The 12,756-nt window shown below is 65.2% G+C and carries 6 protein-coding genes; 2 read left to right on the forward strand and 4 right to left on the reverse strand.

Going from position 1 to position 12,756, the window contains the following annotated elements; all coding sequences use genetic code 11:
- Positions 1 to 7: 7 nt before the first annotated feature.
- Positions 8 to 649, forward strand: a complete 642-nt coding sequence (locus QXK92_RS24040) for an LpqN/LpqT family lipoprotein (RefSeq protein WP_306245755.1) — start codon at positions 8 to 10, stop codon at positions 647 to 649.
- Positions 650 to 822: 173 nt separating this feature from the next.
- Here the strand turns inward: QXK92_RS24040 and QXK92_RS24045 are convergent, their stop codons facing one another.
- The 4 genes from QXK92_RS24045 to QXK92_RS24060 are packed head-to-tail and all read right to left on the reverse strand — an operon-like array spanning position 823 to position 11,380.
- Positions 823 to 4,161 (reverse strand): LuxR C-terminal-related transcriptional regulator, encoded by a 3,339-nt coding sequence (locus QXK92_RS24045; RefSeq protein WP_306245756.1) that lies wholly within the window; start codon positions 4,159 to 4,161, stop codon positions 823 to 825.
- Between the two features lie 58 nt (positions 4,162 to 4,219).
- Positions 4,220 to 4,663, reverse strand: a complete 444-nt coding sequence (locus QXK92_RS24050) for a nitroreductase family deazaflavin-dependent oxidoreductase (protein WP_306245757.1) — start codon at positions 4,661 to 4,663, stop codon at positions 4,220 to 4,222.
- Positions 4,664 to 4,717: 54 nt separating this feature from the next.
- Positions 4,718 to 8,023, reverse strand: coding sequence for a LuxR C-terminal-related transcriptional regulator (locus tag QXK92_RS24055; protein ID WP_306245758.1), 3,306 nt, complete (start codon positions 8,021 to 8,023; stop codon positions 4,718 to 4,720).
- 48 nt (positions 8,024 to 8,071) lie between these two features.
- Positions 8,072 to 11,380 carry a LuxR C-terminal-related transcriptional regulator gene (locus QXK92_RS24060; protein ID WP_371934588.1) on the reverse strand — a complete coding sequence of 1,103 codons (3,309 nt, stop codon included), beginning with the start codon at positions 11,378 to 11,380 and terminating at the stop codon, positions 8,072 to 8,074.
- Between the two features lie 140 nt (positions 11,381 to 11,520).
- On the opposite strand from QXK92_RS24060, the gene QXK92_RS24065 reads away from it, so the two are divergent.
- A complete protein-coding gene (locus tag QXK92_RS24065) occupies positions 11,521 to 12,756 on the forward strand; it encodes a cytochrome P450 (protein ID WP_306245760.1) in 1,236 nt (411 codons plus the stop codon).

Consider the following 12,756-nt stretch of genomic DNA (forward strand, 5'->3'; position numbering starts at 1 on the left):
TATTCGCATGTGTGCGACCGCCGCCGGGGTGGCCGCACTGACCTTGACGGCCGGGTGCGGCCCGAAAACAGCCGACTACCAGTCGATCTGGACAACGCCGTCATCGGCAACCAGCGCCCCAGCAACCCCCACCGAGCCTCCGGTACCGCTGTCGAAATATCTGGAAGGCGAAGGGGTGCAGGGTGACCCGGTGCTGCCGAGTGAGCTGACCGACATGGTCGTCTCGATCCCGACACCGCCGGGCTGGAAACCTCGCGCCGTCGACTCCAAGACCAGCCCGAAAGCGGTGATGATCTCCAAGGGCGACAGCTATCCCGCGGCGATGCTGGTGGTGTTCAAACTGCGTGGCGAATTCAAACCCACCGAAGCGATCAAGCACGCCAACGCCGACCTGCCGGACAGCTTTCACCAACTCGACGCCTCGACTGCCGACTTCAACGGCTTTCCCTCGTCGATGGTCCAGGGCACCTATGAACTCAAGGGCGCGCGGATGCGCAGCTGGAACCGGGTGGTGCTGCCCACCGGCCCCGCTCCGGACAACCAGCGGTACCTGGTTCAGCTGATCATCACCAGCCTGGCCGAACAGGCCGTCTCGGAGAGCAACGACGTCGAGGCGATCATCCGGGGATTCGTGGTCGCCCGGAAGTAGGTTGCCCTTCTGGCGTTTTGGCTGCGCTGGCCGGCGAGATTGCCGCCACGGTCGTGATCAGGGCGCATGCACAGCCCTCACGGCAATTTCGACATCCCGAACGTCTAGGAAGCCAGCCTCGCGGCCCCTACCGGGGATAACATCCGCCAGAGCGCGCAATCCCCGGCGGGGGCTCAGGCGCGTCGGCTGGCTTCTTGGACCAATTGCACCCGCGACGCCAGACCCAACTTGGCGTAGACGTGCCTGAGATGGCTCTGCACCGTCCGCGGTGAAATGAACAGTCGCGCGCCGACATCCTTGTTGCCCAGGCCTTCAGCAACCAGACGCACCACGTCAAGCTCAGTGGGCGTCAGCGAGGCCCATCCGGTGGCCGGACGTTTACGTTCACCGCGACCACGTTGTGCATAGGCGATAGCCTCTTCGATGGACAAGGCGGAGCCTTCGGCCCATGCACCGTCAAAGTTACTGTCCCCCAAAGAGTCACGAACAGTGGCGACGGCGGCATCATGACCGGCCTGGTACATCGGGAAGCGTGCGTGCCCCTTGCGCTGCCGAATGCCCTGTGCCGCACCCAGCAGGCGCGCGGCATATGCCATGTTGTTTTCGTCAGCGGCCAGGCGCGCCAGGCATTCCAATGTGCTGGCCACCTTCATGTATCCCTGCGTCGCAGCCGCTATCGTCAGCGCTTCGTGAGCGTCCCGTTCGGCCTGTTCGGGCTCACCCTGGGCGAGTGCGATGTAGGCACGCACGGTCAGCGCTGTCGCTTTGAACAAAGCCGGAAGAAGGGGGATGCACTCGTCGGCCCACTGCCGTGCGGCATCGAAATCACCCCACGCGAGCAGCGATTCGGCCAGCGGTGCGACACTGCGGGTGAACGCTTCGCGGTCTGGAACTATGTACCGCAAGGCTTCCCGGGATGCCAGCACGGCCGCCTCGGCGTCACCGCCGGCAAGGGCGGCGTGCGCAATCGCTCCGTTCACCGTGTCTTCCGTCATCCCACCCACACTGTCCGACGCAGCCGATGCGGCCTGCGCGGCAGAGCGCGCCGAAGCGATGTCTCCTTTAAACGCGAGCGTTCCGCTGAGGCAGACTTGCCCGAAGATCGTGGCGGACGGGTCTGCTGCCGCTTCGGCCTCCGCGACCACGGAGCGAAGAACCTCGATAGCCTCGTCGAGGTCTCCGTGGAACCACAAACCACAGCCAAGCCAGGCCCGGTTATTGCGCGAGAAAAAGCCATCGCCCAAGGCGTCGGCGAGATCACGTCCCGCTGCGGCCGCCGCGATTGCCGCCTTCGGTTCTCCGGCGACAACGGCGGTGGTGGCCTGATAGCTGAAAATCGGCAAGAGGCGCCACGCGTCTCCGGCGGCACGAGCCATGTCGATCGCTTCGGTGAAGTAGGCCTGCGCCACCTCCGCGTTGTAGAAGGTCACGATGCCGCATGCACCGAGCGCGCGGGCCACCAGCGCCGGATCATCGAGGTTGCGGGCAACCTCGAGCGCCTTATATGCCAGATCTACGTGGCCATAGGCGCCCGCCCATCCCGCGATCGTGCACTGGTCGGCGATCGCGGCCACCCAGACACTCGGCGCAATCTCCTCGGGCCGGCGGTCGGTCAGGACTGCGTCGAACGCCGCCAGCGCTTCGCGGAAAATTCCGGTGCGCAGCCAGAAATCTTGCAATGCCGACGCCAGACGCATTGCCGATTCGCGGTCGGAACTGTCCAGGCTCCATGCGAATGCCGTTCGCAGGTTCTCACTTTCGGCGCGCGCCCAGGTCAGCAACCTCTCGACGCCGGCCAGTCCCTGCGACGCCAATTCCGTTGCCGTCGAGGTGTAGTAGTCGCGGTGCCGAGTGCGCGTCTGTTCGGCCTCGCCCGACTCGCCGAGCTTTTCCTGCGCGTACTGGCGCACCGTCTCCAGCAACGAGTAACGCATTCCGCTGTCAGTGCCGGCGTGGGTGCTTGTTTCGGTGCTTGTTTCGGACGCGACCACCAGCGATTTGTCCACCAATAAGCTCAGCTGGTCCAGAAGTTGGTAGCTCTCCATCTCGCTGCCGGCACCGATCGCTTGGGCTGCCTCGAGATCGAACCCTCCGGTGAACACCGCAAGCCGCCGGAACAAGACCCGTTCCGGCTCGGTCAGCAGCGCATGCGACCAATCGACCGATGCCCGCAGTGTCTGCTGCCGTCGCACCGCTGTGCGCGCTCCTCCGGTCAGCAACCGGAACCGGTCATGCAGGGAGCTGCCGATCTGTTGCAACGACAGTGCCCGGATGCGTGCCGCGGCAAGCTCGATCGCCAAAGGCATGCCGTCGAGGCGCTCGCAGATATCCCTCACGAGCGGCGTATTCGCCTCATTGACAACAAAAACCGGGCGAGCTTGACGAGCGCGGTCGGCGAACAGCTCGACGGCCTCATCGGCCAGCGAAAGCGACGGCACGCGCCAGGTCAGCTCACCGGGCACACCGAGCGGCTCACGGCTGGTGGAAAGGATCGTCGCATGCGGGCAGGAGCCCAGCAATTCCACCACCAGGTCTCCGCAGGCATCGAGGAGATGTTCGCAATTGTCCAACACCAGCAACATGGTTTTTTCGCCGACAAAGCGCACCAGCAGCTCCATCGTGGAGCGTCCGGGCTGATCGGGCAGCCCCAGGGTCCGCGCGACGGTCAACGGCGCGACGGCGGCGTTTGTGATCGGCGCCAGATCCACATACCAAATGCCGTCCGGGAATTCGGAACTCAGCAGCGAGGAGACCTCGACGGCCAGACGCGTCTTCCCGACGCCGCCGGCGCCGGTCAGCGTCACCAACCTGTCGCCGATGACCAGCTGCCGCACTTCCGACACTTGCGACTGGCGCCCGACGAAACTGGTCAGCTGTACCGGGAGATTGTGCGACGCAACCTCCGTGCGAACCCGCAGTGGCGGAAACTCGTTGCGTAGGTCCGGATGGCACAGTTGGGCCACCCGCTCCGGTCGCGGCACACCCCGCAACGGATAACTACCGAGGTCTATCAGCCACGCCGCCTCGGGCAACCGGTCTACCACGAGTGACTCGGTCACCCCGGACATCACCGTCTGACCGCCGTGGGCCAGATCGCGGATTCGGGCCGTTCGGTTGATCGTCGGCCCCGCGTAATTGCCCTCATCGCGCAGCTGAATCTCACCGGTGTGCAACCCTATTCGAATCCGGATCGGTGCCAACGGCGCCCGCTGCAGCGCCAAGGCACACGCCACCGCATCCGACGCCCGCGCGAAAGCGGCAACGAAGCTGTCACCCTCACCCTGCTCGACCGGACGCACGCCGTCATACGCGGCGACGGTCTCGTCCACCGTTCGGTTCAGCAGTCCCAACGCAGCCGTCATCTGTTCAGGCTGCGATTCCCACAACGCCGTCGAGCCTTCGACGTCGGCCAGCAGCAACGTCACCGTCCCCGTGGGCAGCAACTCGCTCACACTTAACTCACCCCAGGTCAGCGCCGGCATCTCTGCGTGTTGGCTCATGGTAACCAGCATCGCGCCCGTTGGCGCCCACAACATCCGCCAATAGGCGCAATTGCCGGGTGCGAGCGATTCAGGGCCTGGGCGTCAGGACAATCACGGGAATCGGCCGCGACGTCTTCTTCTGGTACTCGACATACCGGTTGGCGTTGTTCTTGTTGACCAGCTTCCACAGCCGCGCGTAGTCAAGGCTGTCCGGCAGGACCGCGCGCGCAGTGACGGCGAAACGCCTTGCGCCGACGTTGATCTCGACATCGGGATTTGCCTTCAGGTTGTGATACCACCCGGGCGCTTTGGGATAGCCGCCTTTTGACGCGACGACCAGATAGTCGTCGCCATCCTCGGCATACGTCAGCGTGTTGGTGCGCGCTTTTCCCGTCTTCGCACCGACGGTGTGGAGAAGCAAATTAGGTGGCATACCCGGCACCCGGTGCCCGATCCGTCCGTTCGTCGCCTGATAGATCTTGTCGTGCAGACTGAGGAACTTGAACATCACTTGCTCGGCCCTGGACGTCATCTTCCCAGTGTCGCCCAGTGATGTCGGGTCGCGCTAGCCGCCTGCCGGAGCAGGTCAGGTCCGTCGGCCGCTCTCTTGGACCAGCTGGACACGGGAGCTCAACCCGAGCTTGGCGTAGACATGGGTGAGGTGACTCTGCACCGTGCGCGGTGAAATGAACAACCTTGCCCCAATGTCCTTGTTGCCCAAACCTTCTGCGACCAGCCGTACCACGTCGAGCTCCATCGGAGTCAGAGAACCCCAACCGGTGGCCGGACGCTTGCGCTCGCCACGGCCGCGCTGGGCATAGGCGATGGCCTCTTCGACCGACAAGGCTTCCCCTTCGGCCCACGCACGATCGAAATCGTCCTGCCGCAACCTTTGCCGAACCTTCTCAACCATCGCGTCGTGGTTCGCCTGATACATCGGTAAGCGGGGTTTCTCGGTGCGCTGACGAAGGCCATGCGCGGCCCCGAGAACCCGCGCCGCACTGGCGTAGTTGCCACAGTCGGCCGCCACTCCGGCAAGTATTTCCAGAGAATCGGCTACCCATAGATACGCTCGGGTCCGCGCGGCAACGACAAGCGCCTCGTGGGCGTCTCGTTCGGCCTGGTCCGGCTCACCCTGCGCGAGAGCGACCCGGGCGCGCGCAGAAAGGGCCAGCGCCTGGTGACACCCTGGGGCGACTGCGACGGTGTCGTCCGCCCAGCGCCGTGCAGCATCGACTTCGCCGCAACCCAGAACCGCGTCGGTCATGGGGAGGATGCTTCTGGTGAATAGCTCCTTCAGCGGATACGTATGCCGCATCGCCGCCTCACAGGCGCGTCGCGCCGCCACCGCGTCCCCATCGGCCAACGCGGCACTGGCCAGGGATGCGTAGGCGGTGTCCTCGTGAAAGCCGCCGATGGCAGCAGCGGCTTTGAGAGCCGCCGCCGCTGCGTCGTGCGCCGGTGCGACGTCACCCCTCAGCGCCAGCACTTGCGCCAGCGTGACGAGACCAAACGTCTCCATCGCGCGATCTCCGGTGGTCCGCGCCTCCTCCACCAGTGACTGTGAAACGTTCACGGCCTCGGTCAATTTGCCTTGCATACTCAGCGCAGTGCTGAGAAACGTCTGACAGTAGCGGGACATGAACGTGTCGCCGACGGCGTCGGCGAGGACTCGTCCTTCCTTCGCGGCCGCCTGAGACGCTTGCGGATCGCCGACGACACTGAACGCGAAGGTTTGGTACCCGCGGAGCTCGCATTGGACAAACAGGTCACCCGATGCGCGAGCCAGTTCGATCGCCTCGTCGAAATACCTCTCCGCATCGTAGAAGCTGAGCATGCCGCAGCCCATCAGGATGCGCGCCACGAGTGCAGGGTCGTCAAGTTTGCGCGCGACGGCCAAAGCCTTCTCCGTTCGCTGCAGGCTGGCCGGGACGGAAGCCCAGACCGCCAGAACCGCCGCGTCAGCGACTGCGCGGACCAGAATGGCCGGCGCGATGTCGCTCGACTCGTAGAGATGGTCAGCGAACACGGCATCAAAGGCGGCCAGCCCCTCACGAAACCGCCCGCGCGTCAGCCAGAACTGCTGCAACGATGCCGCGAGCTCAAGGGCCTTTCCGGCCTGCGCGCTCTCGCGACTCCACGCATGAGCCGCCCGCAGATTGTCCATCTCGACTTCAGCCCACTGGACGAGCGGAGTGCCTCGGCCCTGCTGTTGTGACGCAAGGGCTGCCGCGGTCGCCGTGTAATGGTCCCGGTGCCGGGTGCGCACCACATCGGCTTCGCCCGACTCGGCGAGCTTTTCAAGTCCATATTGCCGCACCGTTTCCAGCACGCGGTATCGCATGGTGCCGTGGAGTTCTTCAGCGATGATGAGCGACTTGTCGACCAACAGTCCGAGAACATCGATCAGCTGAAATCGCTCAACCTCGTTCTTGGCCCCCACCGCGTGCGCGGCGTCCAGGTCGAACCCGCCCATGAAGACCGTGAGGCGGCGAAAGAGGATGCGTTCGGGGTCGGTGAGCATCGCGTGCGACCAGTCCACGGACGCCCGCAGCGTCTGCTGGCGGCGCACCGCGGTGCGCGCTCCCCCGGTGAGCAACCGGAACCGGTCGTGCAGGCTGTCGAAGATCTGTTGCAGCGACAGCGCCCTGATACGTGCTGCGGCCAACTCGATTGCCAAGGGCATGCCGTCGAGGCGTGCACAGACCTCTTCGATGAGCGCCGTACTGGTCTCGTCCACAACGAAATCCGGCCGGACGCGGCGGGCCCGGTCAACAAACAGATCGACCGCCTCGTCGGCCAGTGACAATGACGGCACCCGCCAGGTCAGCTCGCCGGGCACTCCCAGTTGCTCCCGGCTGGTGGCCAGGATCGTCAGGTGTGGACATGCCGGCAGCAACCCGACAACAAGCTCCCCACACGCGTCGAGCAGATGCTCGCAATTGTCGAGCACCAGCAGCACCTTCTTCGGGCCGAAGAACTGCAGCAGCAGTTCCTTCGTCGACCTTCCCGGTTGATCGGGCAATCCCAGCGTGCGCGCGATGGTCACCGGCACCACGATGGGATTGGCGATGGGGGCCAGGTCGGCATACCAGACACCATCGGCGAACTCAGCGGCCAGTTGCCCCGCCAGTTCCACCGCAAGTCTCGTCTTGCCCGCGCCCCCGGCGCCCGTCAATGTCACCAACCGGTTGTCGGTGATGAGCCGACGCAGCTCGGCCATCGGCGCTTGACGGCCGACGAAGCGCGTCAACTGTGCCGGAAGATTCTGCGACGCAACAATTTTGCGTACTCGCAACGGCGGAAATTCCTTGCGCAGATCCGGGTGACACAACTGCAACACTCGCTCCGGTCGCGGCACACCCCTCAGGGGATAACTACCCAGATCGGTGAGCCACACCCCCTCGGGTAATCGATCGAGCACCAACGATTCGGTCACCCCCGACAGCACCGTCTGGCCGCCATGGGCCAGATCGCGGATCCGGGCGGTCCGGTTGATCGTCGGACCCGCATAGTTACCCTCGTCCCGCAACTGAATCTCACCGGTATGCAAGCCGATCCGAATCCGAATAAGACTCAACGGCTTCTGTTGCAACGCCAGCGCACAGGCCACGGCATCCGAAGCCCGCGCGAAAGCGGCGACGAAGCTGTCACCCTCGCCCTGCTCTACCGGGCGCACTCCTTCGTAGACGCCGACGGCTTCATCCACTGTCCGATTCAGCAGCGCCAGTGCGGCGGTCATCTGCCCCGGCTGGCTCTCCCACAACCGCGTCGAACCCTCGACATCAGCCAACAGCAACGTCACCGTCCCCGTCGGCAGCAACTCGCTCACACCCCACTCACCCCAGGTCAGCGACGAAATCTCCGCATGTTGGCTCATAGTAGCCAGCATCGCGCCCCGGATCGGGCAATAACATCAGCCGAAGCGCGCAAATACCGGCTAGGTGCGGCGCCCGGCCTCCTGCGCCAACTGCACCCGCGACTCCAAACCCAACTTGGCGTACACGTGGGTGAGGTGGCTTTGCACCGTGCGAGGCGAGATGAACAGCCGCGCACCGATATCCCTGTTACCCAAGCCTTCGGCGACCAGACGCACCACGTCGTGCTCCATCGGAGTCAACGCACCCCAGCCGGTAGCCGGACGTTTGCGCTCCCCGCGACCACGCTGCGCATATGCGATCGCCTCCTCGATGGACAAAGCGGCACCTTCGGCCCACATGGCGTCAAAATCATTCTGTCCCAAGGTTTCTCGCAACCTCTCCGTGGCGAGCTGATAGCCGGCCTGATACATCGGATAGCGAGCATGGCCCAAACGCTGCCGGATGCCGTCGGCCGCACCGAATAGACGGACCGCGTACGGGTGGTCACCATCGTCGGCTGCGAGTCGAGCGACGCATTCGAACGTGTCGGGAACCCGCAGGAACGCACCCTTCTGCGAGGCCGCCGCTAGTGCGTCATGAGCGTCGCGCTCGGACAGCTCACGGTCACCTTGTGCCAACGCGACGAAAGCTCGCACCGTCAGCGCCACAAACCGGTGCCAGCCCGGGACCGACGCGACGGCGTCATCCGCCCACGAACGGGCCATAACCAGATCACCGCTCGCCAACGCGGCCTCCGCCATCGGCACGATACTTTTGGTGAATACCTCTCGCTGCGGATATGTGTAGCGCCAAGCGCTCTCACACCACCGCATCGCGCCAGCACTGTCGCCGTCGGCCAGAGCGGCCTGAGCGAGGATCCCGTACGCCGTGTCTGCACCCACACCCCCGAGGCCCTGCGCGATCACCACCGCGGATTCCGCGACCGCCCTGGCCGCGGCCGATCGGCCCTGGGCGACCAGAACGAGGCCGTGGGTTATGTGGCCGAAAAGGGTATGGATGGAGTCCCCCGCCATCTCGGCTTCCGGCGCAAGGCGACCGGCAACGCGTTCCGCTTCGTCGAGACGCCCCCGCATCATCAACGCAAGACCCAACCATGTTCGGATGTCGAGGGAGTAGAACCAGTCGCCGCAGCTATCGGCGATCTCTAGTGCAGCTTCCGCAGCGGTCAGCGCCGCGACGGGCTCGCCGGCCACACACTCGACTGCCGCCCGGCTGGTGGCCAATTGGCACTGGACCCACCGCTCACCGCCGGCGGCGGCCAGCTCGTACGCTTCAGCCAGGTAAGCCTGCGCCACCTCTGGGCTGAACATGCTGCTCATCCCGCAGGCGTTGAGGGCTCGGACAATCAGTGACCGGTCGTCCAGTTCGCGTGCGACGGCCAGTGCCTCCCGGGCCCGCGCAATGTCTACGGGTAAGCCGCCGAAGGTGGCCAGAGAGCATCGATAACTCTCGGCAGCTGCCCACACCGCGGGCGAGATATGCGCCTGGCCGTACTCGAGAAGGATGGCGTCCAAAGCGGCCGACGCTTCCGCGACGCGCGAACCGCGTACCCATAACGGGCCGAGTGACAAGATCAGTCGCAGCGCTGTATCGAGGTCAGAGTTCTCGCGGCTCCAGGTGAACGCCGCCCGGAGATTGTCAATCTCGATTTGTGCCCAGCGCAACAACCGGTCCTCGGCGGGCTGACCCTGCGCGTACATCTCGGCGGCGGTGTTCGCATAGTGATCGCGGTGGCGGGTTCGCACTTGGTCGGCCTCGCCCGATTCGCCAAGTTTTTCCTGCGCGTATTGGCGCACAGTCTCGAGCAGTCGGTAACGCATGCCACCGTGGACATCGTCGGCAACTACCAGGGACTTGTCGACCAGCAGACCGAGTTGATCCATCAGCTGATAGCTTTCGACCTCGTTGCTGGCGCCCACCGCCCCGGCCGCATCCAGGTCAAATCCGGAAGCAAAGACCGACAGCCGGCGTAGCAAAGCCCGTTCGGTTTCGGTGAGCAGCGCATACGACCAGTCCACCGAGGCCCGCAGTGTCTGCTGACGGCGCACCGCCGTACGGGCTCCTCCGGTCAGTAGCCGGAAGCGGTCGTGCAAGCTGTCTCGAATTTGCTTCAGCGACAGCGCCCGAACCCGTGCGGCGGCCAGCTCGATGGCCAACGGCATGCCGTCTAGTCGTTCACAGATCTCTCGGACCAGCGCTGTGTCGTCCTGAGTGACAACGAATTCCGGCCTGATCCGACAAGCGCGGTCGGCGAACAACTCAACCGCCTCGTCGACAAGCGACAAGGAGGGGACCCGCCAACTCAGCTCGCCGGGGACCCCCAGCGGCTCGCGACTGGTTGCCACGACCGCCAAACGCGGGCACGACGCCAGCAGCTCCACCACCAGCGCCCCACAGGCATCGAGCAGGTGCTCGCAATTGTCCAGCAGCAGTAAGGTTTCCTTCTCACCGAAGTACCTGACCAGCGTCTCCACGTTGGACAGGCCCGGCTGATCCGGAAGGCCCAGTGTGCGGGCCGTGGTAACGGGCACCACCGCCGGATTCGTGATGGGCGCCAGATCGACGTACCAGATCCCGTCGGAGAACTGGGCGCCCAACTGGGCGACCGCCTCAACGGCGAGCCGGGTCTTGCCGGCCCCTCCTGCGCCGGTCAAGGTCACCAACCGGTTGCCGACCACCAGGTGCCGCACTGCAGCCATCTCCGCCTGGCGTCCGATAAAACTCGTCAGTTGAGCCGGAAGATTATGCGCGGCAACCACACTGCGTACCCGCAACGGCGGAAACTCATTGCGCAAATCCTGGTGGCACACCTGCACCACCCGCTCCGGACGCGGCACCCCCCGCAACGGATAACTGCCCAACTCGGTCAACCATGCGCCCTCCGGCAACCGATCCACCACCAACGCTTCAGTCACGCCGGACATCACCGTCTGACCACCATGCGCCAGATCCCGGATACGGGCCGCGCGATTGATCGTCGGCCCCGCATAGTTGCCCTCATCACGCAACTGGATCTCACCGGTATGCAACCCGATCCGCATCCGGATCGGCGCCAACGGCGCCCGCTGCAACGCCAACGCACACCCCACCGCGTCCGAGGCCCGCGCAAACGCGGCCACAAAGCTGTCCCCCTCGCCCTGCTCCACCGGACGCACCCCACCAAACGCCGCGACCGTCTCATCCACCGCGCGACTCAACTGCGCCACCGCCGCCGTCATCTGCTCCGGCTGGCTCTCCCACAACCGCGTCGAACCCTCGACATCAGCCAACAGCAACGTCACCGTCCCCGTCGGCAGCAACTCGCTCACACCCCACTCACCCCAGGTCAGCGACGGCATCTCCGCATGTTGGCTCATAGTAGCCAGCATCGCCCCCGCAACCCAGAAACAACATCCGCGCATCCGCGCAAATCGGGGCAGCGAGCACGCGCAATGTACGCCGTTCAGCGCGCAGAATTGCGCGCTGCGGCGGATGGTCTGGACCGCCGTCCGCCGAATAGTCGGTAGCCATGAGCATCCCCACCTCCCTCCGTTGCCCGAGCGTTTTCGAAGCCGGTCTGCCCACCATTACCTACGACCACCTCACCGATCCGGCGGCGGCGCACCGCGTCCTCGCCGAAGCCCGCGATCAGGCGCCGATAGCCGTCGGCCCCTACGGACCCGAGGTCCTCAGTCACGACCTGGTTCGCCAGGTGTTGCGAGACAACCGATTTGTCACGGCGCACGGCCTGGGGCTGGGCGCTCGCGGAATCACTTCAGGACCGTTGTGGGACAGGGCGGTCAGCAACATCCTCGGCCTGGACGGCGCCGAGCATCATCGCCTGCGCCGGCTGGTGTCCAAAGCATTTTCGCCGCGGGCTGCGGAGCGGCTGCGCGCTCTGACCGTCGACATCATCACCGGATTGGTCGAGCGCCACGTCGACATTGGCCGTTGTGACGTCGTCACCGACCTCGCCGCGGGTTTTCCGGTGACGATCATCTGCGCGCTGCTCGGCGCGCCCGCCGCGGACCGGCAGCTGTTCTCGGACTGGACCGACGACATCAAGAAGCTGTTCGAGGCCACCGTCGCGCAGGACGCTCCGCGGATCCTCACCGCCTGGCAGGAACTCGACTCTTACCTCGAAGGCCTGATCGCCTCAAGGCGCAAGTCGTTGACCGACGATCTCATCTCCGACCTCATCCGCGCCGAGGATGACGGCGACCGGCTCACTCATGCTGAACTGCTGATGCTGTGCGCCACCTTGCTGGGCGCCGGCACCGACACCACCCGCAATCAACTCGCCGCCGCGGTGCAAACCTTGGCCGCCCACCCCGCCGAATGGGCTATGGTGTCCCGTCACGCGGAGATAGCCGACGCCGCTGTCCACGAGTTGATGCGTTACAGCCCAATCATTTTCGGCACCCTCCGGCAGGCCGCCGAGGATGTCGAGCTGGCCGGTGTGCGGATCCCCGCGGGCACCCTGGTGCTGGCCAATACCGCCTCGGCCAACCGGGACGGCAACGCCTACCCAGATCCCGAACGTCTGGACATCGCCCGGGTAGGCCCGGCGCCGATCCTCAATTTCGGCGGCGGCGTCCACTATTGCCTCGGTGCTCACCTCGCCCGTCTCGAACTCACCGAAGCCCTTCGCGTCATCACCGCCCGCATGACCAACCCACGCCTCACCGGTTCCGGCCCGTGGCGCGCCATGAGCGGCATCACCGGACCCCTGAGCGTGCCCTTGGAGTTCGACGCCGCAGACTGA

It is taken from the genome of Mycobacterium sp. TY815, from assembly GCF_030755135.1.
In the GTDB taxonomy this organism is placed as follows: Bacteria; Actinomycetota; Actinomycetes; order Mycobacteriales; family Mycobacteriaceae; genus Mycobacterium.